The organism is Luteimonas sp. 22616 (assembly GCF_052044325.1).
Taxonomy (GTDB): Bacteria; Pseudomonadota; Gammaproteobacteria; order Xanthomonadales; family Xanthomonadaceae; genus Luteimonas.
This window is the reverse complement of record NZ_JBQEMW010000001.1, coordinates 1,267,013-1,290,318: the sequence shown is the minus strand read 5'-3', so window position 1 is coordinate 1,290,318 and position 23,306 is coordinate 1,267,013. Positions and strand designations below refer to the sequence as shown.

Annotated in this window: 26 protein-coding genes and 1 tRNA gene; 6 read left to right on the top strand and 21 right to left on the bottom strand. The window is 68.5% G+C overall.

Features of this window, described 5'->3' with window-relative positions:
* Positions 1 to 233 precede the first annotated feature (233 nt).
* The 3 genes from ACTJIL_RS05935 (at position 234) to ACTJIL_RS05925 (ending at position 2,052) form a co-directional block, all read left to right on the top strand.
* Complete coding sequence (locus ACTJIL_RS05935) at positions 234 to 1,223, top strand: RluA family pseudouridine synthase (RefSeq protein ID WP_440754632.1); 990 nt, start codon at positions 234 to 236, stop codon at positions 1,221 to 1,223.
* Between the two features lie 111 nt (positions 1,224 to 1,334).
* On the top strand, positions 1,335 to 1,604 hold the full coding sequence (locus tag ACTJIL_RS05930) for a hypothetical protein (protein WP_440754631.1): 270 nt from the start codon (positions 1,335 to 1,337) through the stop codon (positions 1,602 to 1,604).
* Between the two features lie 235 nt (positions 1,605 to 1,839).
* Entirely contained in the window at positions 1,840 to 2,052 is a 213-nt protein-coding gene (locus ACTJIL_RS05925; protein WP_440754630.1) for a hypothetical protein, read from the top strand.
* 43 nt (positions 2,053 to 2,095) lie between these two features.
* Here ACTJIL_RS05925 and ACTJIL_RS05920 read toward each other — a convergent pair.
* The 19 genes from ACTJIL_RS05920 to ACTJIL_RS05830 form a co-directional block, all read right to left on the bottom strand.
* Positions 2,096 to 2,182: transfer RNA gene (locus tag ACTJIL_RS05920), tRNA-Leu, on the bottom strand.
* 31 nt (positions 2,183 to 2,213) lie between these two features.
* A complete protein-coding gene (locus ACTJIL_RS05915) occupies positions 2,214 to 2,666 on the bottom strand; it encodes a DUF2214 family protein (protein ID WP_440754629.1) in 453 nt (150 codons plus the stop codon).
* A gap of 313 nt (positions 2,667 to 2,979) precedes the next feature.
* The gene (locus ACTJIL_RS05910) at positions 2,980 to 3,807 is read right to left on the bottom strand and encodes a c-type cytochrome (RefSeq protein WP_440754628.1); all 828 of its coding nucleotides are present in this window, start codon (positions 3,805 to 3,807) and stop codon (positions 2,980 to 2,982) included.
* Positions 3,804 to 6,329 carry an MtrB/PioB family outer membrane beta-barrel protein gene (locus tag ACTJIL_RS05905; RefSeq protein WP_440754627.1) on the bottom strand — a complete coding sequence of 842 codons (2,526 nt, stop codon included), beginning with the start codon at positions 6,327 to 6,329 and terminating at the stop codon, positions 3,804 to 3,806. The genes ACTJIL_RS05910 and ACTJIL_RS05905 overlap by 4 nt, the downstream gene beginning before the upstream one ends.
* A gap of 11 nt (positions 6,330 to 6,340) precedes the next feature.
* Positions 6,341 to 7,396: a DmsE family decaheme c-type cytochrome gene (locus tag ACTJIL_RS05900; protein WP_440754626.1), complete on the bottom strand. Its 1,056-nt coding sequence runs from the start codon at positions 7,394 to 7,396 to the stop codon at positions 6,341 to 6,343.
* A gap of 130 nt (positions 7,397 to 7,526) precedes the next feature.
* Positions 7,527 to 8,210: a TetR/AcrR family transcriptional regulator gene (locus ACTJIL_RS05895; RefSeq protein ID WP_440754625.1), complete on the bottom strand. Its 684-nt coding sequence runs from the start codon at positions 8,208 to 8,210 to the stop codon at positions 7,527 to 7,529.
* 97 nt (positions 8,211 to 8,307) lie between these two features.
* Positions 8,308 to 8,904, bottom strand: a complete 597-nt coding sequence (locus tag ACTJIL_RS05890; RefSeq protein WP_440754624.1) for a cysteine dioxygenase — start codon at positions 8,902 to 8,904, stop codon at positions 8,308 to 8,310.
* Positions 8,905 to 9,090: 186 nt separating this feature from the next.
* Positions 9,091 to 10,206, bottom strand: coding sequence for a homoserine O-acetyltransferase MetX (gene metX / locus ACTJIL_RS05885; protein WP_440754623.1), 1,116 nt, complete (start codon positions 10,204 to 10,206; stop codon positions 9,091 to 9,093).
* Positions 10,207 to 10,332: 126 nt separating this feature from the next.
* Positions 10,333 to 11,349: a tetratricopeptide repeat protein gene (locus ACTJIL_RS05880; protein ID WP_440754622.1), complete on the bottom strand. Its 1,017-nt coding sequence runs from the start codon at positions 11,347 to 11,349 to the stop codon at positions 10,333 to 10,335.
* Positions 11,349 to 11,795, bottom strand: coding sequence for a cytochrome c-type biogenesis protein (locus ACTJIL_RS05875; RefSeq protein WP_440755859.1), 447 nt, complete (start codon positions 11,793 to 11,795; stop codon positions 11,349 to 11,351). Before ACTJIL_RS05875 ends, ACTJIL_RS05880 begins: the two co-directional genes overlap by 1 nt.
* 17 nt (positions 11,796 to 11,812) lie before the next feature.
* Entirely contained in the window at positions 11,813 to 12,385 is a 573-nt protein-coding gene (locus ACTJIL_RS05870; RefSeq protein WP_440754621.1) for a DsbE family thiol:disulfide interchange protein, read from the bottom strand.
* On the bottom strand, positions 12,382 to 14,343 hold the full coding sequence (locus ACTJIL_RS05865; protein WP_440755858.1) for a heme lyase CcmF/NrfE family subunit: 1,962 nt from the start codon (positions 14,341 to 14,343) through the stop codon (positions 12,382 to 12,384). The genes ACTJIL_RS05870 and ACTJIL_RS05865 overlap by 4 nt, the downstream gene beginning before the upstream one ends.
* Before the next feature lie 14 nt (positions 14,344 to 14,357).
* Entirely contained in the window at positions 14,358 to 14,843 is a 486-nt protein-coding gene (gene ccmE / locus ACTJIL_RS05860; RefSeq protein ID WP_440754620.1) for a cytochrome c maturation protein CcmE, read from the bottom strand.
* A complete protein-coding gene (gene ccmD, locus ACTJIL_RS05855; protein ID WP_440754619.1) occupies positions 14,840 to 15,022 on the bottom strand; it encodes a heme exporter protein CcmD in 183 nt (60 codons plus the stop codon). Before ccmD ends, ccmE begins: the two co-directional genes overlap by 4 nt.
* Positions 15,019 to 15,783 (bottom strand): heme ABC transporter permease CcmC, encoded by a 765-nt coding sequence (gene ccmC / locus ACTJIL_RS05850; RefSeq protein WP_440754618.1) that lies wholly within the window; start codon positions 15,781 to 15,783, stop codon positions 15,019 to 15,021. Before ccmC ends, ccmD begins: the two co-directional genes overlap by 4 nt.
* Before the next feature lie 270 nt (positions 15,784 to 16,053).
* Entirely contained in the window at positions 16,054 to 16,497 is a 444-nt protein-coding gene (gene azu / locus ACTJIL_RS05845; RefSeq protein WP_440754617.1) for an azurin, read from the bottom strand.
* 246 nt (positions 16,498 to 16,743) lie between these two features.
* On the bottom strand, positions 16,744 to 17,415 hold the full coding sequence (gene ccmB / locus ACTJIL_RS05840) for a heme exporter protein CcmB (RefSeq protein ID WP_440754616.1): 672 nt from the start codon (positions 17,413 to 17,415) through the stop codon (positions 16,744 to 16,746).
* 115 nt (positions 17,416 to 17,530) lie between these two features.
* Entirely contained in the window at positions 17,531 to 18,175 is a 645-nt protein-coding gene (gene ccmA / locus ACTJIL_RS05835; RefSeq protein ID WP_440754615.1) for a heme ABC exporter ATP-binding protein CcmA, read from the bottom strand.
* A 252-nt stretch (positions 18,176 to 18,427) separates the two neighbouring features.
* Positions 18,428 to 18,928, bottom strand: a complete 501-nt coding sequence (locus ACTJIL_RS05830) for a DUF3293 domain-containing protein (RefSeq protein WP_440754614.1) — start codon at positions 18,926 to 18,928, stop codon at positions 18,428 to 18,430.
* A gap of 73 nt (positions 18,929 to 19,001) precedes the next feature.
* Between ACTJIL_RS05830 and ACTJIL_RS05825 the strand changes: the two genes are divergently transcribed.
* Entirely contained in the window at positions 19,002 to 20,156 is a 1,155-nt protein-coding gene (locus ACTJIL_RS05825) for a pyridoxal phosphate-dependent aminotransferase (protein ID WP_440754613.1), read from the top strand.
* 117 nt (positions 20,157 to 20,273) lie between these two features.
* Positions 20,274 to 21,083, top strand: a complete 810-nt coding sequence (locus ACTJIL_RS05820; RefSeq protein ID WP_440754612.1) for an amidohydrolase — start codon at positions 20,274 to 20,276, stop codon at positions 21,081 to 21,083.
* Between the two features lie 223 nt (positions 21,084 to 21,306).
* Here the strand turns inward: ACTJIL_RS05820 and ACTJIL_RS05815 are convergent, their stop codons facing one another.
* Positions 21,307 to 22,407: an NAD(P)/FAD-dependent oxidoreductase gene (locus ACTJIL_RS05815; RefSeq protein ID WP_440754611.1), complete on the bottom strand. Its 1,101-nt coding sequence runs from the start codon at positions 22,405 to 22,407 to the stop codon at positions 21,307 to 21,309.
* Between the two features lie 176 nt (positions 22,408 to 22,583).
* On the opposite strand from ACTJIL_RS05815, the gene ACTJIL_RS05810 reads away from it, so the two are divergent.
* Positions 22,584 to 22,871 (top strand): DUF3247 family protein, encoded by a 288-nt coding sequence (locus ACTJIL_RS05810; RefSeq protein ID WP_440754610.1) that lies wholly within the window; start codon positions 22,584 to 22,586, stop codon positions 22,869 to 22,871.
* 18 nt (positions 22,872 to 22,889) lie between these two features.
* Here ACTJIL_RS05810 and ACTJIL_RS05805 read toward each other — a convergent pair whose 3' ends face one another.
* Entirely contained in the window at positions 22,890 to 23,300 is a 411-nt protein-coding gene (locus ACTJIL_RS05805) for a hypothetical protein (protein WP_440754609.1), read from the bottom strand.
* Positions 23,301 to 23,306: the final 6 nt, after the last annotated feature.

Here is a 23,306-nt window from a genome sequence, read left to right as displayed (position 1 = left end):
GCGCGGGACATGTTCAGCTACCGGCCTCTGACAAGCCGGGCAGGGCGCGGAACCGATGGGCCGTCGCTGGTAACATCAATGCCCCGGGGGCAGTGGTGTCGCGCGGACCTATCCGCCGGGAGGTGGGCTTTCGGCCCGATTTGCCGTCTGCCGGACACTTGGCATACGGCAGCAACTCCCCGCGAAATCAGAACCTTACCTCGCGTCGCGAGTGTATCAGACCAAGAGAGCCGATGGCCCATTCAGATTCCCCGGTGACGCCCGGCGCGCCACGAGCCGTCGCGGGCGGAGGCGTGCGCCTGGTGCGCGTGTCCGACGACCGTGCCGGCCAGCGCCTGGACAATTTCCTGCTGGGCCAGCTCAAGGGCGCGCCCAAGTCGCTGGTCTACAAGATCGTGCGCAGCGGCCAGGTGCGGGTGAACGGCGGCCGTGTCCGGGCCGATACCCGGCTCGAAGGGGGCGACGAAGTCCGCATTCCGCCCGTCCGTCTCACCGAGCCCGGCGACAAGGGCCAGCCCGGCAAGGGACTGCTCGAAGCCATGGCTGCCAGCATCGTGTTCGAGGATGCCCGGCTGCTGGCGATCAGCAAGCCGTCGGGCATCGCCAGTCACGGCGGCAGCGGGATCAGCTTCGGGGTGATCGAAACGCTGCGCGCGCTGCGTCCCCAGCAGCCGATGGAACTGGTGCACCGGCTCGATCGCGACACCTCGGGCCTGATGGTGGTGGCCAAGAAGCGCTCGGCGCTGACCGAGCTGCAGGCGCTGATGCGCGAGGACGGCGCGGGCCTGCGCAAGCGCTATCTCGCGCTGCTGGCCGGGCGCATGCCCGACGGGGTGATGAGCGTTGACGCGCCGCTGCACGTGGGCCTGCGCCAGGGCGGCGAGCGCCACGTCCAGGTCAACGATGCCGGCAAGGCATCACTGAGCCATTTCCGCGTGCTGGAACGGCGTGGCGGGCATTCCTATTGCGAGGTGCGCATCGAAACCGGTCGTACTCACCAGATCCGCGTGCATGCGCAGCACATCGGCCACCCGGTCGCCGGCGACGACAAGTACGGCGATCCGGACGTCAACAAGCGCCTGCGCGAACAGATCGGGCTCAAGCGCCTGTTCCTGCATGCTGCGTCGATGGAGTTCGCGCTCGACGGCGGGCGCATCCCCTACGTGCTTAACGCGCCGCTGGTGCCGGAACTGATCGCGGTGCTGGATCGCCTCGGGGGCTGAGCGCCACCCCCAGCGTTTCGCTGCCGGCAAGCCCGGTGTCAACCGCCCGCATCGTGGCCCCGTTACAGGACACGCAAGGGTCCGGAGGCCGGGCCCGACAAGGAGGACGACATGAAACTGCTGATCGCGACCGTGCTTGCCCTGGCCATGATGCCGGCCATGGCCGATTTCTCGTTCCGTTTCGGTGATGCCGTGGTGGCAACCGGCGACAGCCCGGCGACCGTGATTCGCAAGGCGGGCCGCGATCCGGATCGCATCGTAAGGATCGAGAACCACCATGGCGCCGCGGTCGGCGAGCGCTGGGAGTACTACCTGGACAACAAGCAGGTCAATTTCGAGATCCGCGACGGCCGCGTCGTCGATATCCAGGAGCTGCGTTAGGAAAGCCGGATCAACTCATCCCGGTTCGTCACGGATCGCGCGGGGTAAGATTTTTCCTACACGACGACGCGCTGTTTACCGACTGTTTCGGCCCGCGAAACCGGCGATGCTGGATTTGCCCCGGCGGCCCACCCATGCAACGGCATCGGATGCCGCTCAGCAACGGAAAAATGGGTGCGACCTTGAGCAAGTCGTACGCCGGGCCGGGGCACATCTTCCGCACGTGGAGTGCGAAATGCAGCGTCACATGCTCTGCGTCAAGCCCGACCGCAACGGCTGGGTGCTCATCGATGAAGGCCGGCCGGTCGAGTGGTTCCGGACCCGGCAGGGTGCCGTGGCGATCGGGGAAGTGAAGGCCTACGCGTTGTTCGTGTTCGGCGGCATCCCGAGCGCGCTGGCGGTCTTCGTGGACGCCACGACCAGCATCACCGAGGTGCAGTACGGCTAGGCGACCAGCAAAAAGGCCACGCTTCCGGGCGTGGCCTTTTGCCTGGTGCCGAAGGTGGGACTCGAACCCACACGCTTTTAAGGGCGGCGGATTTTGAGTCCGCTGCGTCTACCGATTCCGCCACTTCGGCGCGGACGCGGATTATAGCGGATGGATGGGGCTCAGAATCCGCCATGACGGGCCATGGCGGCGGCCAGGACGAAGATCAGCGCGACCAGGATCAGCTCGAAGCGGACGATGGCCCGCAGGCGCCGGACCTCGCCCTCGGCCGGAAGGAAGGCGGCATCGACCTTCAGCGCCTTGCGCCAGCGCAGGAAGCGCAGCGTGGGCCAGATCGACAGCAGGCCGACCAGCACGAAGGCGCCGATCTTGGCGTGGAACCAGGGGTTGTGCAGGTAGAAGCCCTGGCCCATGACGCCCTGGAAGACGCGCAGCAATCCGACCACCAACAGCAGCAGCGCGGTGATGCCGTAACCGCGGTCGATGCCGCCCAGCTTCGCCAGCACGTTGCGATCCATCCGGCCGCGCAGCAGCACGGACTGGGCGACGAGCATCGAGACCAGCCCGAAGATCAGCAGGTGGTGGAAGGCGGCGAGGACGAGGTCGGTCAGCATGGTGGTGATGTGGCTTGCGAGGGGGAGTAGCGAAGATAACGGCGTCGGCTCGGCAGACGAGTGCTGCAAGTCACTTCGTGGATGGGGATCCTGGCCTGGGCGCGATGGGGATCGTTATTCCCGCGAACGAAGACGAGCTTCTCAGCGGGGTGGGCTGGCAGCGTCAGCGTCCTTGGCTTCAGCGACTTGAAGTCACTGGATCCCAGCGTGACCAGACATGCGTCTGTTGAAAGCCGCGGGGATGACATCCTTGAGGTTCCCTTAAGAACCAGTCAAGGCCGAAATGACTGCGGTATCGTCCGCAGTTGCCGCCCTACTGTGCGGCTGGCAGCGAAGAAAGCCAGGTGGACAGCGCCTGGATGCTGTCGTCGTCGAGCTGCTCGCCGATGCCTGTCATCACGAAGTCGGTGGTCGAATCGTGCATCTTGCCGTCGCGGTACTCGGCCAGCTTGGTCTGCAGGTAGATCGCCTGCTGGCCGCGCAGCGCGGGGTAGGCGGCGTATGGCGTGTGGCCGTCGCGATCGGCGCGCAGCGCGTCGACGTGTCCGCCCGCATCCGGGCCGTGGCAGCCCTGGCAAGGGGGGATGCCCTTGGACGGGTCGCCGGACAGGTACAGCTGTTCGCCGCGTTGGGCCAGCGTTGCTTCCACCTGCGGAGCTTGGGTCTCGACCTCGGCGGGCGTGGCGGTCGGCGTCAGGCTGGCGTAGTAGGCAGCGAGGTCGAGCATGTCCTGGTCGCTGAGGTCGGCCACCAGCGGCGACATCGGCGAGTCGGGGTTGCGCGTGAACTCCACCAGTTGCCAGTAGAGGAAGTCGGCGCGCTGGCCGGCGAGGTTGGGGAACATGGGGGCGATCGAGATGCCCTGCGGGCCGTGGCAGGCGGCACACAGTTCGGACTTGGCCTGGCCGGCCGCCGCGTCGCCGGTGATCGGCCGCACGCGGCGCAGGTCGACGTAGCGGGCTCCGGCAGGTTCGTCAGCTGGCGCGCTGGCCGTGTCCGTTGCGGGCGCATCCTGTTCCGGCGTTGGTGCGGCTTCCACGACGGCCGCTTCCGCCGGTGGCGCCTCCTGCGACTGCGCAATGGCGAGCGCGCTGACGGCGCAGGCGGCAATGATCGCGAGCAGGCGGGGCAGGCGCTTCATAGCCTCATCTCCAGCAGCGCGCCGACCATGTTGACGCTGTAGTTCTCGGGGCCGCCATCGGTGTAGACGCGATGGTCGTAGACCCGGCCGTCCTCGAATCCCAGGTAGTGCCAATCGAACAGCCGGCCGCGTTGATAGCGGTCGAAAATGCGCAGGCTCACGCGCGGATGCAGCGGGATCGTCAGGCCGACGGTCAGGGCGTTGACGCGGTAGATCATCGGCTGGAACTGCCCGGTCAGCAGCGGGTCCAGCGTCGGCAGGGTGAGCGCGCCGGGCGAGTTGTAGCGGTAGCCGGTGGTGCCTCGCGAATAGGTCCAGTCCCACGCCGCGTCCAGCGTCACCCGGCCCATGCGCTGGGTCAGGTTGGCGCCGGCGTAGTGATTGCGCTGGCGGTCGTGGATCCACCAGCGGTTGGCATCCGGGTAGGTGGCGCCACCGAGCGTCGGATCCTCGGTCAGCGCGGCGTCGTTGACGTTGGCGATGTCCAGCACCGAACGGTCGTAGCCGTACCAGGCGCTGGCCACGGTGGAGGCCGAGGGTTGCCATTCCCATTGCAGGCTGCCACCGAGGGTGTCGTAGCCGCGGCGGCCCAGGGTGGCGTCGTAGTCGTTCCAGTCGCCGCGGACCGAGGCATAGAGGGTCATCTCGCGCGGCAGGGTGAAGGTGGCCATCAGGTCGAGCTTGTTCTGCGTGCGGCTGCCGACGTCGTACTTGCGCAGCGCCGAGACGGTGTGCGCGACATCCTCGCCGGTGTAGCCGGGCAGCGAACTGGAGAAGGTGAACTCGTACGGATCGTAGTCGTACTCGCTGCCGGTGCGTTGCAGCCAGGTGTAATTGGCACGGAACGTCAGCCAGTCCAGCGCTCGGTTGTGCCAGCTGATCTTCAGCGAGTTGTCGTTGGTGGTCGCGACCTCGCGATGCGTACGCTCGGTGCGCTCGAACGTGTAGGTGGCGCCCAGCGTGTTCTTGTCTCCCAGTCGCCAGTCTCCGCCGACGGCGAACTGGTGCAGCTCGCGATCCAGCGGCAGGTTGCGGATGCGCGTGGGGGCGCCCGGGCTCAACACCGGGTCCCAGATGCCGGCTTCCCCGGGAACGACGCTGCCCTGCGAGCCGTTTTCGGCCGGATAGCCCCACTGCCCGGTGAGCGGGTTGTACATCCAGTAGGTGCCGTCGTAGTCCTCGCGCTGATACTTGGCGTTCGCGCGCCAGGTCACGGTGTCGGTCGGCTGCAGCACCACGCGCGCATCGACCATCTGGGTATCGATGCCCAGGTCCGAGCGCTTGCGCGAGAGGGCGTCGGTGGTGTTCCAGTTCGCGCAGTCGAACAGGGCGCCGGGGATGACCGGAATGCCGAACTGCCCCTGGCAGGTCATCGGCGCAACGATGTAGTCGTTCTGGCTCATCCGCCCGCCTGTGGCGGTGAGCGAGAAGTCGCCGTTCCACGCGATCTTGCGGCTGACGCTCGCGCGCAGGTGGTGGTAGTCGTTCTCCGGTTCGTAGGAAAACTGGCCGGTCGTGAGCGCGGGCGACACCAGCCCCGGCACCACGGGCGTCAGCGCGAACGGCACCTCGTAGTCGTAGGCGCGGTGGGCATGGCGGAAGACCGAGCCCGAGTAGCTGAAATCCATCCGCCAGGCATTGCCGACGAAGCGCGCGCCGCCGTTGAAGTTCACCGTGCTGTCGTCGATCGGCCGCGGGATCTCGTAGATGCCGCCGTTGTCGGCGAAGGGATAGTTGAAGAAGAACGGCCCGCCGAACGGACGCGCGCCTTCGCGGCTTTCATGGCTGGCGTTGGCGTAGGCGGTCCAGCGGCGGTTGACCATGTAGCTGATGCCCACGCCCTGCTTCTCGCGGACCACCTTGAGGATGCGTTCGGGCAGCGCCGCGGAGACGGCCGCGACCTGCGCGCTGCTGCTGCCGGCCGGGACCAGCCCACCGGTGAGGGTGAGGTGGTTGCTGCCCACGCCGTCCCAGATGGAGCGGGCATTGGCGCTGGTGACATTGGCCTGGCTGCGCGCGAACGCCTGCACCCGGTACTTGCCGGCGCGGCCGAACACTGCGCGCACGTACTGGCTGTCCTCGTTGAGGCGGCTGGCGCGCAGGTCGAAGTAGCGGCCATCGGCGGCGTTCTCGAAGCGCAGGTCCGCGCCGACGTAGACGCCGTCGTCCCAGTTGGAAAAGCGTCGCCAATCGGTGTTGTTCTCGTCGCCCCAGACGCCGAGGTAGCCGAGCGTGAGCGAACCGCGATGGCGCCACGCGCCGTCGCCGGAGAATGCGGGCCACGCGGGCGGGCAGGGATAGAGGAAGCCGGTGGGCGTGCGCTTGCGCTGCGCGGTGAGCCAGGTGGCGCCGTCCGGGTCGCAGCCCCGCAGCGCGGTGCCGCCGCTGGGATCGAGCGCGTTGCCGAACTGCAGGTCGGTGCCCAGGCCCGAGTCCTGCGCAAGGGCCGCGGGCGCCGCAAGCCACAGCGCCGAGGCGAGCAGCGAGAGCTGCAGGACGGTCTTGCGTTCGCGCTTGCGCATCGCCGTGCTCCTTATTTGTGGAACCGCGGGCCCGCCGGGTTGTTGGAACCGTGGATCTGCGAGTGGCAGGTCAGGCATCCGCGGCCCATCAGGCGCTCGTCGGGCGCCATGGCGTTGCCGAGCATCTGTTCGTTGAACATGTCGTTAGGGTGGCGCGTGTGCGAATGGCATTGCTGGCACAGCATCGGCACCGGCGCGACCAGCAGCGCGTGCTGGTTGGAGCCGTGCGGGGTGTGGCAGTTCAGGCAGTTCTCGCGCACCGGCGCGTGTTCGAACAGGAATGGGCCGCGCTTCTCGGCGTGGCACTGGTAGCAGGTCTCGTTGACCGTGTCGGTCTTGAGCAGCGCGGTGTTGATGGTGCCGTGCGGGTTATGGCAATCCACGCAGGCCATCTGGCCTTCGGGCAGCGGCATGTGCGAGCGGCGGTTGAACTGCTGGCGGATGTCCTTGTGGCAGGTGGCGCAGGTTTCGTTGATCGATTGCTTGGCCTGCAGGCCCTCGCCGGAGAACTGCGCCATCGGGTTGTGGCAATCGCTGCACGACAGCTGGTTGCGCTGGTGGATCGAGCCCAGCCAGTGGTCGCGCGGGCCGCCGGCGTGGCAGCCCAGGCAGCTTTCGGTCTGGGTCTTGATCGGGGTGCCGCCGTCCTTGGTGAAGGCGATGATCGCACCGGGCTGGGCCGGGTTCTGCGCGTGCGCCGAGCCCGGGCCATGGCAGGCCTCGCAGGTGGCGGTATTCGGATTGGCAGTGAAAGCGACCTGCATGCCCAGCGCGTGCGTGGTGTGGGCGAAGGTCTGGCTTTCCTTGCTGTGGCAGGCGGTACAGACCTGCTGGCCGACGGGCTTGGCGTCCGGGGCCAGGGGATTGGCGGGAATGGGGGCGTCTGCGAAGCCCGGCGCGGCGTCGAAGCCGTGGCCGGCCTGCGGGTTTTCGCTGCCGAAGTGGGTGGGCGGGAGTTGGTAGGGATTGGCGGCGGCCGCGCTTTCCTGCGCGGCGATGGGCGCCAGCGATGCCGCCACCGCGAAAATGCCTGCCGTTGCCAAGCCGAGTGCCAGGAAGACCCGCATCGTTCCATTCCCCATGCGCCTGGCGGGCCGGATTGCTGGCGAGCCGCTGGGCGTAATCTTCGTTACGTCGAGAGTGCAGGTTCGCCGAGTTGGCGTCAACCCCGGGCGGGCATCGGCGCGGCCTGTGCGATCAGCGCGGCAGGGCGCCGTGGAGGAACAGGTCGACGGCCGCGCGCGCTTCTTCGCGCGCGATCGCGGGATCCGGATTGGCGCGGTTGCCGCTGGCCACGCGGATGATCAACTCGCCGAAGATCATCATGAAGAACTGGCTCGAGGCGACCGCGGGCGCGCGCAGCGTGAGGCGGCCGGCGGCGATCTCGTTTTCGAGGTAGTCGGTCAGGATCGCCTGGGCCGGCATCACCGCATGGGCGAAGAACCAGTCGCGCAACTCGGGGAAATCCCGGCCTTCGCCGATCACGATGCGGTGCACGAGCAGCGACTCGCGACTGATGCTGGCGTCGAGGATGCTTTCGCCGACCTGCTGCAGGGCCGTCTGCGGCGGGAGCCCCGACAGGCTCAGGTCCTGCAGGCGCTCGGTGACGGTCGCCATGTGGCGTTCGATGATCGCGTGCGCCAGGCCTTCCTTGTCGCCAAAGACCCGGTAGAGGGTGGACATCGAGCCGCCCGCGCGCCCGACGATCTCGCTGAGCGACGCACGGCGGTAGCCCTTCTCGATGAAGGCGTCCGTCGCCGCGTCGAGGAAGCGCTCGCTGCGCAGTTCGCCGCGCCGGCACAGTTCCACGTCCGGACGCGCCCGGAACGGTGCCTGCGCCTGCTCGGATGGGGACGAAGGCGAGGCTGGCGACTTGGGCATTGGGAAGTACCGGATCTGCGGTTGTTGCATTGGCCGCTGGCGGCCACGGTGGCGACATCGGCCCGCGGTCGACGGGCCATGCGGTCGCGATGACGTGTCAGGCGGGCGCGTTGTCGGTCTTCAGCGTGCTGTCGATGCGCAGGAACCACTCGTCGGACTGCGGCTGGAATTTCGAACAGTTCTCCATCGGCGCCTTGTAGATGTGCAGCGAGATCGCGGTGGTGTCGCCGCTGGCGTTGGCGATGGTGTGGTACTCGTGCGGCGGGATCAGGCTGCCGGCGCTGCCCGGGCCGGCGTGCATGCCGCCGGCGGCGCGGAAGCGGAAACGCTCACCGTCGCGTTCGAGCAGTTCGTACTGGGTGATCTCCAGCTCGCCGTCCCACACGCCCTCCACGCACCACAGGCCGCAGTGGTCATGGATCGGCGTGCCCTGGCCAGGCGCCCAGGTCATCGCCACGACGCTGTAGCCGTGCTCGGCGCTGCGGTAGAGCTCGCGTCGCGCGTAATGGTCGTCGATCGGGTCGAAGACGCAGTCGGGCAACTGCACGTCGCGGTCGCGGATCAGCGCGCACATGCTGTTGCGCAACGCGGCGGTGACCGCGTGCTCGTCGCTCCCGGCAAGGGCGGCATCGACGGCGGCGATCAACTTGTCGCGACCGGGGAAGGCAAGATTGGGGAGGGCGGCGGTGTTCATCGCCGGCCATTCTAGCGCGTGCTTGCGTGGGGGGCTCCGCCAGGGTGCGGCGGCCACCTTTCGGCAGGTCGGGATCGCCATCCGGTGCTTGGCAGCGGCCATGGCCGCGATGGATTTGGCTGGTAAGGCCTCATCGCAGCTATGACCGCTCCCGCAGGTCCCGCGCGTCGGGGGCGTGGCCCCGACCTACAGGGATTCGAGGAAGCCGGAGACCGCGGGGCCGAAGCGGTCGAAGTCGACCAGGAAGGCGTCGTGGCCCTGCGGCGACTCCAGTGGCAGGAAGTGCGATTGCGCGCCGCCGGCGCGCAGGCCGTCGGCGATCTGCTGCTGTTGCTGCAGCGGGAACAGGATGTCGGTGTGCACGCCGATCGCCAGCGCCTTTTCCACCCGGATCCGCGCCAGGCCCTGGTCGGTGGTGCCGCCGCAGGATTCGCCGATGTCGTACCAGTCCATCGAGCGGCTCAGGTACAGGTAGCAGTTGGGGTCGAAATTGCGCACGAAGCGCCGCGCGTGGCCCTCGAGGTAGCTTTCGACCTCGAACTCCAGCCCGAACGGATCCTCGTCGTCGCGGCGGTCCGAATCCAGTCGCACCCGGCCGAAACGGCCGTCCCATTCCAGCGCCGAGCGGTAGGTGATCACGCCGAGCTTGCGCGCCATGCGCATGCCGCTTTCCGGGTAATGGTCTTCGTCGTAGTTGCCCTCGTTCCATTTCGGGTCGAGGCGGATCGCCTCGCGCTGCAGCGAGCGGATCGCGATCGAGAACGGCAGCGCGCGCGCTGCGCCGGAGATGTTGACGTGGGCGCGGGCGATGCCGGGATGGCGCGCGAGGAAGGCCAGCGCGTTCATGCCGCCCATCGAGTTGCCGATCACGCAGGCCAGGCGCTCGATCCCGAGGGCGCGGAGTACCGCATGCGCGGCATCGGCGCCGTCCTCGATCGACAGTTCCGGGAACGCTAGCCGGTAGGGTTCGTCGCTGCGCGGATCGATCGACGCAGGCCCCGTCGAGCCCTTGCAACTGCCCAGCGCGTTGACGCAGACCACGTGCCAGCGGCCGGTGTCGATGGGCTTGCCGGGGCCGAGCATCGCTTCCCACCAGCCAGGCGCCGGGTTGCCTTCGTTGGCGGCGGCGTGGGCATCGGGCGACAGGCCGGTGAGGATCAGCAGCGTGTTGTCGCGCGCCGCGTTGGGCGTGCCCCAGGTCTCGTAGGCGATGCGCGCGCCGTGCAGCTCGCCGCCGCGTTTCATCGGGAAAGGCGAGGGCAGGTCGACCCAGCGCGTGCCGGGCGGGATGAATTCGGTCATGCGCGCCAGTTTAGCGGGCGGCGGCGGCTTCGCGGGTGCCGTGGCTCGTGTAGGAGCGGCGGAAGCCGCGAGCTTTTGATCTGCAGCGCTGACCGAACAGCTCGCGGCTTCCGCCGCTCCTGCGAGCTACTTCGCGCCGATGACCAGCTCGACTGCCCCCGTCGCCGGCAGCTTCACGCGCACCGGTTTCGAATCGAGGTCGCCCTCCTGGCGCATCGCCTCGCCGCTGTTCGACAGCCGCGCGAAGACTTCGACTTCCTTCAATGCGGACAGCTTCTGGGTCGGCATCGGGCTGTCGGCATCGTCGAGGGTGATCGTCATCGGCAGGTCCTGCAACGCATGCTTCTCCGCGGCGACCGGCATCGGCGGGCCGTCGGGAATGCGCGCGATGACGAAGACGCTGGCGTCGCCGCGCAGGCGCACGCGCGAGGCGAAGTCCGGGTCGAGCGAGACTTTCACGGTCAACGCATTTGCCGAGCCGGCGCTGGCCGCCGGCGGTTGCGCCGCGGGCAGCGGCGGCAAGCCGGCGTCCTTGCGCGCGGCATCGACCTGCACCCGCAGGGTGTTGGCGGTCGCTGCATCCACCTGCGCCAGCAGCGGTTCCCACGTTTCCGCCGCTTCCGCGGGGCGGCCTTCCTGGCGCTGCCAGACGCCGAGGAACCAGCGCGCGCGCTGTTGCTGCGGCTGCAGTTCGAGCGCACGCCGCAGCATCGCCACCGCCTCTGCGTCGATCTTCTTGCCCGGGTCGGCGAACAGCCGCGCCTGCGCGGCCTGCACCAGCAGGTCGGGGTCGTCGGGGGTCAGCTTGACCGCACGCGCGTAGGCGTCGCGAGCTTCGGGTCGGCGGTCGAGCATTTCGTAGGAGCGGGCCAGCAGTTGCCAGCCGTCGGCGCGCTCGGGATGGCGCTCGAGCTCGGCCTTGAGCTGCACCACCGCCTCGTCCATCGAACGCGGCGTCGCGGCGACCGCAGGTGCGTCGATCGCCGCCGGCGTGCCGACCAGTTGGTAGGCCGCCAGCGCCGCGAGGCTGAGCGCGAGCACCGCACCGAGCGCGATGCCGCGCGACTCGCGCCACAGCGGCCAGAGCACGGTCGCGAACACGACCACCGCCAGCAGCACCGAGATTGCGACGAATACGGCCATCACCACTCCTGGTCTTCAGTTGGCGCGGGCACCTCGCGCCGCGAGCGCGCGCGGACGATGCGCGCTACCACGACGCCGCCGCCGAGCAGCAACAGGGCCGGCCCGAACCACAGCAGCCAGGTCGACGGTTCGATCGCCGGCTTGTAGCGCACGAACTCGCCATAGCGCGCCACCAGGAACGCCACCACCTCGTCGTCGGTCTTGCCCTGGCGCATCAGGTCCAGGACTTCGCGGCGCAGGTCGTGTGCAATCTGGGCGTTGGAATCGGCCAGCGACTGGTTCTGGCACATCACGCAGCGCAGTTCGCTGGTCAGCGCGTGGAAGCGCGTTTCCTCTGCGGCATCGTGGAACTGCAGCGGCGCGACATCCGTGGATGCCTGCGCGGACGCAGTGCGTACCGGCGCCAGCGCGAACGCCAGCCCGAGCACCAGCGCACATGCGAGCATCCAGTGTGCAACGCGGCTCACTTGCCCGTCTCCATCTGTTCGAGCAGCGGAACCAGCTCGTCATCGATGATCGCGTCGTCCAGCGCGCCGACGTGCTTCCAGCGCACGACACCCTTCGCGTCGACGAGGAAGGTTTCCGGGGCGCCGTAGATGCCCCAGTCGATCGCCGCGCGCCCGTCGCGGTCGGCCAGCACCAGCATGTAGGGATTGCCGAACTGTTCCAGCCAGCGCAGTGCGTCGGCGGGTTCGTCCTTGAGGTTGTAGCCGAGCACGCGCACGCGCTTGCTCAGCGCGAAACGCGTCAGCACCGCATGCTCGACCCGGCATTCCGGGCACCAGCTGCCCCAGACGTTGAGCACGTAGGGCGTGCCGAGCAGTTCCTTCGACGTCACCAGTCGGCCGGGCTCGTGCAGCAGCGGCAGCACGAACTCCGGCGCCGGCTTGCCGATCAGCGGCGAGGGCAGCGCTTCGCGGTCGCCGCGGCCGGACTGGCGCACGCCGTAGAACAGCAGCGCGAGAAAACCCAGGAAGCACAGCGCGCCGATGATGACGGCAAGGCCCGGGCCGCGGCGACTGGCGGGGGCGTTCATGCATGCCTCCGCGTAGTGTCGGTCGCTGCGGGTTTCATCCGGAAACGCCGGTCGATGGCGGTGGCGAAGGCGCCCAGCGCCATCAGCGCCGCACCCAGCCAGATCCAGCGGACGAACGGCTTGATGTGCAGGCGCACTGCCCACGCGCCGGCGGCGCGGTCCGGGTCGTCGGCTGCGCCCAGCGGTTCGCCCAGTGCGACGTAGACATCGCCGAACAGGCCGCTGTGGATGCCCGCTTCGGTCATCACCTGGCCGCCGCTGGCATAGGCACGCTTTTCAGGATGCAGCAGCGCCAGCGGCTTGCCGTCGCGCAGCAGCTGCACGTGGCCCAGGTCGGAGAGGTAGTTGGGCCCCTGCGTTTCCTCCACGCCCTCGAAGCGGAACGCGTAGCCGGCGAGTTCCACTGTCTGGCCGGGTTTCATCGCCAGTTCGCTCTGCACGTTCTGCGCCTCGACCAGCAGCGCGCCGACGAGGAACACGGCGATGCCGGTATGCGCCAGGGTCATGCCGAGCATCTCGGGCGTGAAACGGCCGTTGCCGCGCAGGCGGGTCCAGACAAAACGCCCGGTGCCGAACACGATCCATGCCGAACCGACGACGCCGGCTGCCGTCTTCCACGGCCCCTGCGGGGCGAGGAAGAACGCCACCACGCCCAGCACCAGCGCGAGGATCGCCCACGGCAGCAGCATGGCCAGCGGTTTGGACGGTTGTTCGCGCTGCCAGCGTGTCAGCGGGCCGAACGGCAGCAGCAGCACCAGCGGCGTCATCAACAGCAGGAACAGGAAGCCGAAGTAGGGCGGGCCGACCGAGATCTTGCCCAAGTCCAGCGCGTCCGCCAGCAGCGGATACAGCGTGCCCAGCAGCACCATGCCGCAGGCGGACACGAGCAGCAGGTTGTTGGCCAGCAGCAGCGTTTCGCGCGAACTGGCGGCGAACGGGGCGCCCTGTTCGAAGCGCGGCGCGCGCAGCGCATACAGCAGCAGCGAGCCGCCGATCACGATGGCCAGGAATATCAGGATGAACAGTCCGCGTGCGGGGTCCGCGGCGAACGCGTGCACGCTGGTCAGCACGCCCGAACGCACCAGGAACGTGCCCAGCAGCGACAGCGAGAACGCCGCGATGGCAAGCAACACCGTCCAGCCGCGGAAGCTGCCGCGCTTTTCCGTCACGGCCTGCGAATGCAGCAGCGCCGCGCCCACCAGCCAGGGCATGAAGCTGGCGTTCTCGACCGGGTCCCAGAACCACCAGCCGCCCCAGCCAAGTTCGTAATACGCCCACCACGAGCCCAGCGCGATGCCCAGCGTCAGGAAACCCCAGGCGATGTTGGTCCACGGCCGGGTCCAGCGCAGCCAGCGCGCATCCATGCGGCCGTCGATCAGCGCCGCGACCGCGAACGCGAACGGCACCACGAAGCCGACGTAGCCCACGTACAGCATCGGCGGATGGATGATCATCCCCGGATCCTGCAGCAGCGGGTTGAGGTCGCGGCCTTCCATCACCGCCGGCAGCAGTCGCACGAACGGATTGGAAGTGAAGATCAGGAACGACAGGAAGCCGATGCTCACCAGCCCCATGATGCCGATCACCCGCGCAACCACTTCGTCCGGCAATTTGCGCGAGAACTCGGCGACCACCGCGGTCCAGCCGGCCAGGATCAGCGCCCACAGCAGCTGCGAGCCCTCGTGCGCGCCCCAAACGGCGGTGTAGCGATAGATCACCGGCAGCAGCGAGTTGGAGTTCTCGGCCACGTAGCGCACCGAGAAGTCCTGCATCACGAACGCGATGGTCAGCACCACGAACGCGCACAACACCAACAGCAACTGCGCGAATGCCGCGGGGCGCGCGACCGCCATCCACGACGCCTTGCCGCGCTGCGCGCCGGCCAGCGGCAGCGCCGCCTGCAGCAGCGCGACCAGCAGCGCCAGGATCAGCGCGACCTGTCCCAGTTCCGGGAGCATCTGCGAGAACTGCATCAGCGCGTTTCCGCCGGCGCGTCGGCAGGCGTCTGCACGCCGTGCTTCTGGTGGGCGAGGCCCATCTTGTCGGCCACTTCCTTGGGTACGTAGGTTTCGTCGTGCTTGGCCAGCACCTGCTCGGCGACGAAGGTGCCGCCCTGCATGCGGCCGGTGGCGATCACCGCCTGGTTTTCACGAAACAGGTCCGGGAGGATGCCGGTGTAGACCACCGGCAACTGCGCGTCGCCGTCGGTGACGCTGAAGTGCACCTGCATCGAGCCGTCGGCGCGCTTGACCGAATGCTCGGCGACCATGCCGCCGAGGCGGAACTTCGCATCGCCGGCGGCGACGCCTTCGCCGGCCTTGCCGCTCAGCACCTCGGCGGGCGTATAGAGGTAGGCGACGTTGCGCTGCAGGGCGAGCGCGACCAGCGTCGCCGCGATGCCGGCGGCAACCACCAGTGCGAGGATCATCCAGAGGCGGCGCTTGCGGGTCGGGTTCATCGTGGCAATTCGCCTGCGGGATTGTCGGAAGAGGATGCAACTGCCGCCGCGCGACGCGCGGCCAGCAGGCGCGCGGTGCGCAGCAGCTGCCGGATGCGGATGCGCGGGGCGACGTAGTCCCACAGCAGCACCGCGGCGAAGACCAGGTAGGCGGCGGTGACGTAACCCTGGTAACTCATGGCTTCGCCTCGACGGGCGTGGTCTGGCCGAGCTTGCGGACCCAGTCCTTGCCCGCCTCGCGCCAGAGGTTGTCGGCGCGCGCACGCGCGAGCAGCGAGCCGACGAACCACACGTGGGTGCCTATCACCATCGCCCACAGCGGCGGCAGCATGCTCGGGTCCATCTTCGACTCGCCCAACAGGCTGATGGTCTGGCCCTGGTGCAGCGAATTCCACCAGTCGACCGAGTAGCGGATCACCGGCAGCAGCACCACGCCGACGATGGCCAGCAGGCCGGCGGCGCGCGCGGCGGCGCGGCGGTCGTCGATCGCGTGGTACAGGCCGATGATCCCGAGATACAGGAACAGCAGCACCAGTTCGGTGGTCAGGCGCGGATCCCAATCCCACCACGTGCCCCACATCGGCTTGCCCCAGATCGAACCGGTGGCGAGCGTGATCAGGGTGAAGCCGGCGCCGATCGGCGCGCAGGCCATGGCCAGGATCTCGCACAGCTTGATCCGCCAGACCAGAGCGATGGCCGCGTACACCGCCATCAGCGCGAACACCGCCAGGCTCATCCAGGCGCTGGGCACGTGGATGTAGAGGATGCGGAAGCTGTCGCCCTGCTGGTAGTCGGCCGGCACCACGAACAGGCCCTGCCAGATCCCCCATGCCATCACCAGCAGCCCGATGCCATGCGCCCAGGGCGCCCAGCGCGCGGCGAAACGGTCGAAATAGGGCGGCGAACCGAGTTGGTGGAACCAGCGGAACAACCGATTCATGCGAGGGGGTTCATGGAGGGACGGTTCAGCTCGACGGATTGCGGGCCGCCGCCGCTACCGGTCGGCCGCCCGGGCCGGCTGGCGACGCGATGCGCGTGCCCCGACTTCCGTGCGCTCCGGTCGCAACAGCAACACACGAGGATACCAGCCCCGCCGCCATCGAAGGCATTCCGCCGCTCCCCGGCCCGCGCGGGCAAGCCGGAATGCGGCGGAGCGGAACAGACGTGCAGGCGACGCGAACGGCATGCCCGCGGCCGCCGTCAGGTCAGGTCAGGGAACCAGCGTGATCGTGCCCTTCATCAGCGCCGAGTGGCCCGGGAAGCTGCAGAAGAACGAATACCCGTCGCCGAGCTTGGCCACGGGCACGGTGAACGAGGTGCTTTCGCCGCCGCCGACCACCTTGCTGTGGGCAACCACGCGCGCGTCGCCCGCCTTGACGTAGTCGGCGGCCAGGCCGGCCTTCATGCCGTCGGCGTCGATGCCCTTCATGTCGGCGGTCTTGGCGATGACGACGTTGTGGCCCATGACGTTCTTGGCCATCTTGCCGCTGTGCTTGAGGTTGATGGTGAAGGTCTTGCAGCTCTTGCTGATGTCGATGTTGGACATGTTGTATTTCATCGCGTCGTTGCCCTCGATGTTGGCCGAGCAGGTGGCTGCGAACGCGGACGGTGCCAGCATGAGCAGTGCGGCGGTGACCAGGAAGTTGCGGATCATGGGAAGAACCTCTCGTGGGAGTGAAGACGGGGAGCAGGCCATTGCAGACACTAAGATAATGTTTATTACGCTCTATATCCATGTCGGGCTGGCGCGGTGGCAGCCGGGCGGGCCATTCGCAGCGGTTTCGGGCGTTCACTGGCGAAACGCGGCGTCCCGCGCCGGTTAGCAATCGGATGGAGCGAGAAGAACCGTGGCCTGCTGTCGTCAGGATAGGGTCCGCGTGCGCCAACGCCTTGATCCGGCTCAAGCGTGGGCGATGCGCAATCCGGCAGCCGTGGCCAGCGGCGCCAGCACCAGCGCCAGCGCCAGCCCGGCGGCGAGATAGAGCAGGCCGCCGGCCGGGTCGAGCCCCTGCGCGCTGGCCGCGACGCTGCCGGCCGAGAACACCAGCACCGGCACGTACAGCGGCAGGGCAAGCAACGCGACGAGGATCCCGGAACGGCGCATGCCCACCGTCAGCGCCGCGACCACCGCGCCCAGCAGGCTCAGCAGCGGCGTGCCCAGCAGCAGCGACGCCAGCAGCACCGGTAACTGTGCGTGCGGCAGGTGCAGCAGTTCGGCCAGCAGCGGCGCGAACACGATCAGCGGCAGCGCCGTCGTCGCCCAGTGGGTGAGCGTGCGCACCAGCACCAGCCAGGCCAGCGGCACCGGCGCCAGCATCCACTGTTCCAGCGAGCCATCCTCGGCATCGCCGCGGAACAGGGTGTCCAGCGACAGCAGGCCCGACAGCAGCACCGCCACCCACAGCACGCCGGGTGCCACTTTCGCCAGCGTCTTCGCCTCGCTGCCCAGGGCCAGCGCGAACAGCACGATCACCAGCAGCGCGAACAGCGCCGGCTGCAGGGCATCGCCGCGACGGCGCCACAGCAGGCGCAGATCGCGAACGACCAGGGCGCGGGCGGCCGACCAGATCATCGGCGGCGGCTCCGGCCGCAACCCATGTATCCGTGGCTCTTGTTGAGAAGCATCGCGGCCATGGCCGCTCCCACGACAGGGTTGGCAAGACCAAGGCGACCGCATGGGGCCCGGCTCATGCCTGCTTCTCCAGCGTCAGCAATCGCGTGCGCACCGGCGGCGCCGCGTAGGCGCCATGCGTGGTGACCAGCGCCGCGCCGCCCTCGCGCAGGTGCGCCTGCACCATGCGGTTGACCAGCTCGATCCCGGCCAGGTCGAGGTTGGCGTAAGGCTCGTCGAGCAACCACAGCGGCGCGGGCGACAGCCAGAGGCGCGCGAGCGACAGGCGCTTCTTCTGTCCCGCCGACAGTTGGCGCGCCAGCGCGTCTTCATAACCGGCCAGGCCGACCACCGCCATGGCGCCTTCGGGCGACTGCGTGCCGCGGCGGCCGTGCAGGCCGCTGAGGAAGGCCAGGTTCTCGAGTGCAGTGAGGTCGGCCTTCAGCGCGGCCAGATGGCCGAGGTAGGCGACGGTCGCGGCACGCGCCAGCGGCTGCGCTCGCTCGCCGCGGATATCGATCTCGCCGCCGTCGGCCCGCAGCAGCCCGGCCAGCACGCGCAACAGGGTGGTCTTGCCGGCGCCGTTGTCGCCTTGCACCAGCAGCGCCTCGCCGGCCTCGACCGAGAAATCCAGCGGCCCGAACACGCGCGACTCGTTGCGCGCGAACGATAGCCTGCGCGCGGCGAGCAGCGGAACGTGGGCGGGGTGGGGACTCGTCATGCAGACGCCTGGGGCGGATCGCCGGTCGGCAATCTTGCGTGCACGCATGCTACCGATTCGGCCTGCGGCCTCCAACCACGCTAGCGAAAGCGGCCAGATACCGAGGTGCCGCCATGTCGGGAAGGATGCGATCCGGGGAACCAGTGTCCCCGGCTCGTGCTGTCTCCTTCGGCAGCGAAAGCACGCCGAGCGCAGGCGCTGTTTCAGCTGATGGAGCAATACGGCGGGTGCGAAGGGCAGGGCCCGCCCGCGTCATGCGCCGGCAGGCGGCGGCTGCAACCAGTCGACATGCTCCTCGTCGTCGGCGAAATCGACCGGGCGCACCGCATCGATGCGCAGGCGTCCGGGCCGGCCGCGCGTCCACCACAGGGTGCCGAGCTGTCCGTACTTGCGGGACAGTGCGTCGAAGCGCTCGACGGGCAGGCCCATCACCACCCAGCTCGGCTCGCGCCAGCTGCGGTTGGATGCGGATGCGAATGCGGCGGCGAAGGATGCGCCGGTGGCGACCAGGTCCTGGTGCAACGCGCGGTCGGCTTCGCGATTGACCAGTTCCGTGCATTCGACCGAGCGCGGGTTCCATGCCGAGAGCAGACCGAAGCTCCCGGCATCGGGATACAGCAGTTCCAGCGCGGGCGCGGGCAGGCCGATGCGCAGGTCGTGCCAGTCGCCACCGTGTTGCCAGCGGTATTCGGCGGCCAGGTAGGCGCGTACGAGATTGGCGGTCGGCGCACTGCCGGCAATGGGGGATGACATCGCCATTGTTTAACCCAAACCCCCTGGCCCGTAAACTCGTCCTGGCAAGATTTGCATCTTTCCGGACGAACCAATGATCCCGCATATCGAAACCAAGCTGCCGAAAGTGGGCACCACGATCTTCACCACCATGTCGCAGCTGGCGGCCGAACACGGCGCGGTCAACCTGGGCCAGGGCTTTCCCGATTTTTCCGTACCCGGGCGTCTGGTGGATGCGCTCGACCGCGCCATGCGCGATGGCCACAACCAATACGCGCCGATGACCGGCGTGCCGTCGCTGCGGCAGGCGATCGCAGCCAAGACACAACGCGTCTATGGCCACCGTCCGGACATCGACACCGAGATCACGGTGACCAGCGGCGCTACCGAGGCGATCTTCAACGCCATCCACGCCGTGGTCCGGGCTGGCGACGAAGTCATCGTGCTCGATCCGGCCTACGACTGCTACGAACCGGCGATCGACCTGGCGGGCGCGCGCGCCGTGCACGTGGCGCTGGATCCGGTCACGTTCGCGCCCGACTGGCAGCGGGTGAAGGATGCGATCTCGCCGAAGACGCGGATGCTGATGATCAACAGTCCACACAACCCGTCCGGCGCGATGCTGTCGGCCGCCGACATGGAGACCGTCGCCGACCTGCTGCGCGACACCGGCATCTTCCTGCTCTCGGACGAGGTCTACGAGCACATCGTCTTCGACGGTGCGCGCCACGAGTCCGCGCTGCGCTACCCGGAACTGCGCGAACGCGCCTTCGTGATCTCGAGTTTCGGCAAGACCTACCACTGCACCGGCTGGAAGGTCGGCTACTGCATCGCGCCGCCGGCGCTGTCGGCCGAGTTCCGCAAGGTCCACCAGTACAACGTGTTCTGCACTTTCGCCCCGGCGCAGCACGCCTTCGCGGACATGCTCGATGCCGACCCGGAGCACTACGAGCAGCTCGGCGCGTTCTACGAAGCCAAGCGCGACCGCTTCCGGGAACAGTTGCTGGGCACGAAGCTCAAGCCGCTGCCGGTGCCGGGCGGTTATTTCCAGCTGGCGGACTATTCCGCGGTCAGCGACCTGGACGACCTCGCGTTCTGCCGCTGGCTGACCATGGAAAAGGGCGTGACCGCGATTCCGCTTTCGCCGTTCTACGAAAGCCCGCCGCCGGGCCAGCGCCTGGTGCGGCTGTGCTTCGCCAAGAACGACGCGACGCTGGATGCCGCGATCGAGCGCCTGCAGAAACTCTGAACCACATTGCTCTTCCAGGAGCGGCTTGAGCCGGGGGCTTTTCCCCACGGATCGCGGATAATCCGGCGAAGAGCTCGCGGCTGAAGCCGCTCCTACAGGATCCCCGGGGCATCGACCATGCAGGACCTCCGAATCTCCCTCGTCCAGGGTGCCACCCGCTGGCACGACCCAGCCGGCAACCGCGACTACTACGGCGACCTCATCGCCCCGCTGCACGGCATCACTGACGTGGTAATGCTGCCGGAAACCTTCACCAGCGGCTTCAGCAACGACGCGATCGACCAGGCCGAGACAATGGAGGGCCCCACGGTCGAATGGATGCGCGCGCAGGCCGCGGCACTAGGCGCGGCGGTCACCGGCAGCCTGCAGTTGCGCGCGGAGGCCGCGGACGGGCCGGGCGTGTTCAACCGCATGCTCTGGGTCACGCCGGACGGCGAGGTACGCCACTACGACAAGCGCCACCTGTTCCGCTACGCGCGCGAGCACGAGCGCTACTCGGCGGGCCGCGAGCGGCTGGTGGTGGAATGGAAGGGCTGGCGGATCAATCCGCTGGTCTGCTACGACCTGCGCTTCCCTGTGTTCGCACGCAACCGCTACGACGTCGAGCGCGCCGGTGCGATGGATTTCGACCTGCAGCTGTACGTCGCCAACTGGCCGTCGGCTCGTGCGTATGCGTGGAAGACGCTGCTGCGCGCGCGTGCGATCGAGAACCTGTGCTTCGTCGCCGGCCTCAACCGGGTCGGCACCGACGGCAACGGCCTGCACTACTCCGGCGACAGCGCCGTGATCGATTTCCTCGGCCATCCGCTGAGCGAATGCAGCGGCGAGGAAGTGGTGGTGACCACCACGCTGCCGGCGCCCGAACTTGCCGCCCATCGCGAACGCTTCCCGGCGATGCTGGACGGGGACCGGTTCACGCTGGCCTAGCCGGCAACCCCGGCTCCCGCTGCCCTCGTAGGAGCGGCTTCAGCCGCGAGCTTTTCTCCCTCTCCTGCAAAGGCAGGGGAGGGTTGGGGAGGGGTGCCTTCAGCAACACCGCAATCCGTGGGTACCCCCTCTCAACCTCCCCCCGCCTTTGCAGGGGGGGCAATGCAAAAGCTCGTGGCTGAAGCCACTCCTGCCAGATGTTTCGGCAGCATCGACACCCCTGTCAGGCACGCCTCCGGAAATACACCTGCCGCGCCGCCCAGCGCAGCGGTGGTGTATCGAGCAGCAGGTCGAACGGCCAGTCCAGCTGCGCGTGGTCGAACAGCCAGCGCAGCGCACGCTTGGCGCGGAAGCGTGGCGCGGCCGCAATGGCCGCCTGCATCGGGCAGGGGCCGCCGTGCAGGACGTGCGCGGCAATGGCATCGCCGACCGCTTCGCCGTGGCGCCACGCCGAATGGATGCCGCCGGCGGTCACCGGCGACACGATGCCGGCCGCATCGCCGGTCAGGATCACGCCGTTCCCGGCGAGCTGCGCCACCGGGCCGCCGCAGGGGATCAGGCCTGCGCGGACCGCCGTCGGCATCGAGTCGCGTGGCAAACCGAGCCCATCGCCAACCTTGCGCAACAGGCCGTCCATGTCCGGCGTGCCGGTGCGCGTCGCGCGATGTCGGAATGCCAGTCCGACCTGCACGCCGGTGGGGCTTTGCGCCGCCCAGCCGATGTAACCGGGCGCGAGCCGGCGGCTGAGGAAGCAGTGCAGGGCGCCGGGTTCGTCCAGTTGCGCCCCGGCATATTCGTGTTCCACGCCATACAGGAAATCGCGCACGCGCCCGAGCCCGGCACGGGCGGCCACCCGCGACTTGGCGCCGTCGGCGCCGACCAGCCAGCGCGTGCGCCCGAGCCCTTCGACCTGCCAGCTGTCGCGATCGCGCCGGGCATCGGTGAACGACTGCATCAGTCGCAGTTCCACGCCGGCCGAGCGCATCTCGTCGGCCAGCCAGCGCATCACGTTCGGCGTGTCGGTGGTGAGGAAGTAATCGCCCGGCGAATGCAGTGCGAGGCTGCGCAGGTTCGGCGCGTACAGGCGCACGTGTTCCACACGGCGCCATAGCGCGGGCGGCATCCGGCCCAGGTGCGTGCCTTCGGCGGCCTCGCGGACGATGATCCCGGTGGTGTGCAGGCGCATGCCAGGATCGCGCTTGCGTTCGAGCACGCACACGCGAAGCCCGGCGCGCCTGGCTGCGAGCGCGCATGCCGCGCCGGCAAAGCTCGCGCCCACCACCACCACGTCCCACTGGCATCCGTCGCTCGATTCATCGTGCATGCCGACACGTTGCCCGTACGCCGCGTGCGCGGCATGGCGCGAATGTGAAGCGTGCGCGAAGTCGTCAGGCAGGCGACGCGTCCAGAAGTGTTGGCGCGCGTTTAACGCCGTCCTCACCGCCGGTTACTTCGCGGCCCGCAGCATGGCCGTGACCCCATCCGCCGAGCCTCGCCGCCATGAGCCAACTGGCCGAAAACGTCTATACCGAACAGCGCGACATCGCGCGCATCGAGTCGTGGGCCGAACAGCTTGAGGACGAAGCGAAGGTGGCGATCCGGCTCGCCGACGGTGCGCGGGTGGAAGGCTTCGTGACCGCGCGGCCGACGATCCAGGTGTTCCGCGATGGCAGCGGCCGCGAGGGCATGAACGCGATGGTGCGGATCGACGACGCGGCCAATCCGGAACATGCACATTATCTCTGGCTCGACCACATCGTCGACATCCAGCGCACCGGGACGGCCTGAGGCAACCCGGCCCCCGGGTCAGGGCGTGAAGCTCACTTCCAGCGAGGCGTAAAACGGCGTCCTTGGTGGCACGAACATCTGCTTGCCGCGCGAATGGCGTTCGATGCACAGCGCCAGCGGTGAATCGCCGCGGCGCCAGGTGCGGACAACGTGGCCGGCGTCGTCCAGCTCGACCACGATCACGAAGCCCTCCAGTTGCGCAGTGTTGCGCCCATCGGCGCAGGCGGAGACGCCAGCGTCGAGGAAGGTGCTTTGCTGTTCGAGCGTGGCGGCGCGGGCGCTTTCCTCCTGCGACGCTTCATCGGCGTCGGCCGCTGCCTTCGCGGCGGCGAAATCCATCGGTGCTTGCACCGGCGATTCCACGGCCGCGACGGGCAACGACATCGCCATCAGGCAGCCGATGAACAACGCGCGGATGGAGTTCGTCACCCGCAT

Bases quoted from the DNA above. Each gene is read 5' to 3' on its own strand.
- ACTJIL_RS05880 (WP_440754622.1), bottom strand. From the start codon at position 11,349: ATGGCCGTATTCGTCGCAATCTCGGTGCTGCTGGCGGTGGTCGTGTTC.
- ACTJIL_RS05895 (WP_440754625.1), bottom strand. From the start codon at position 8,210: ATGCCCAAGTCGCCAGCCTCGCCTTCGTCCCCATCCGAGCAGGCGCAG.
- ACTJIL_RS05830 (WP_440754614.1), bottom strand. From the start codon at position 18,928: ATGTCATCCCCCATTGCCGGCAGTGCGCCGACCGCCAATCTCGTACGC.
- azu (WP_440754617.1), bottom strand. From the start codon at position 16,497: ATGATCCGCAACTTCCTGGTCACCGCCGCACTGCTCATGCTGGCACCG.
- ccmE (WP_440754620.1), bottom strand. From the start codon at position 14,843: ATGAACCCGACCCGCAAGCGCCGCCTCTGGATGATCCTCGCACTGGTG.
- ccmD (WP_440754619.1), bottom strand. From the start codon at position 15,022: ATGAGTTACCAGGGTTACGTCACCGCCGCCTACCTGGTCTTCGCCGCG.
- ccmA (WP_440754615.1), bottom strand. From the start codon at position 18,175: ATGACGAGTCCCCACCCCGCCCACGTTCCGCTGCTCGCCGCGCGCAGG.
- ACTJIL_RS05890 (WP_440754624.1), bottom strand. From the start codon at position 8,904: ATGAACACCGCCGCCCTCCCCAATCTTGCCTTCCCCGGTCGCGACAAG.
- ACTJIL_RS05820 (WP_440754612.1), top strand. From the start codon at position 20,274: ATGCAGGACCTCCGAATCTCCCTCGTCCAGGGTGCCACCCGCTGGCAC.
- ACTJIL_RS05910 (WP_440754628.1), bottom strand. From the start codon at position 3,807: ATGAAGCGCCTGCCCCGCCTGCTCGCGATCATTGCCGCCTGCGCCGTC.
- ACTJIL_RS05900 (WP_440754626.1), bottom strand. From the start codon at position 7,396: ATGCGGGTCTTCCTGGCACTCGGCTTGGCAACGGCAGGCATTTTCGCG.
- ccmC (WP_440754618.1), bottom strand. From the start codon at position 15,783: ATGAATCGGTTGTTCCGCTGGTTCCACCAACTCGGTTCGCCGCCCTAT.
- ACTJIL_RS05915 (WP_440754629.1), bottom strand. From the start codon at position 2,666: ATGCTGACCGACCTCGTCCTCGCCGCCTTCCACCACCTGCTGATCTTC.
- ccmB (WP_440754616.1), bottom strand. From the start codon at position 17,415: ATGATCTGGTCGGCCGCCCGCGCCCTGGTCGTTCGCGATCTGCGCCTG.
- ACTJIL_RS05825 (WP_440754613.1), top strand. From the start codon at position 19,002: ATGATCCCGCATATCGAAACCAAGCTGCCGAAAGTGGGCACCACGATC.
- ACTJIL_RS05865 (WP_440755858.1), bottom strand. From the start codon at position 14,343: ATGCTCCCGGAACTGGGACAGGTCGCGCTGATCCTGGCGCTGCTGGTC.
- ACTJIL_RS05810 (WP_440754610.1), top strand. From the start codon at position 22,584: ATGAGCCAACTGGCCGAAAACGTCTATACCGAACAGCGCGACATCGCG.
- ACTJIL_RS05870 (WP_440754621.1), bottom strand. From the start codon at position 12,385: ATGAACGCCCCCGCCAGTCGCCGCGGCCCGGGCCTTGCCGTCATCATC.
- ACTJIL_RS05925 (WP_440754630.1), top strand. From the start codon at position 1,840: ATGCAGCGTCACATGCTCTGCGTCAAGCCCGACCGCAACGGCTGGGTG.
- ACTJIL_RS05875 (WP_440755859.1), bottom strand. From the start codon at position 11,795: ATGCTCGCATGTGCGCTGGTGCTCGGGCTGGCGTTCGCGCTGGCGCCG.
- ACTJIL_RS05930 (WP_440754631.1), top strand. From the start codon at position 1,335: ATGAAACTGCTGATCGCGACCGTGCTTGCCCTGGCCATGATGCCGGCC.
- ACTJIL_RS05935 (WP_440754632.1), top strand. From the start codon at position 234: ATGGCCCATTCAGATTCCCCGGTGACGCCCGGCGCGCCACGAGCCGTC.
- ACTJIL_RS05815 (WP_440754611.1), bottom strand. From the start codon at position 22,407: ATGCACGATGAATCGAGCGACGGATGCCAGTGGGACGTGGTGGTGGTG.
- metX (WP_440754623.1), bottom strand. From the start codon at position 10,206: ATGACCGAATTCATCCCGCCCGGCACGCGCTGGGTCGACCTGCCCTCG.
- ACTJIL_RS05905 (WP_440754627.1), bottom strand. From the start codon at position 6,329: ATGCGCAAGCGCGAACGCAAGACCGTCCTGCAGCTCTCGCTGCTCGCC.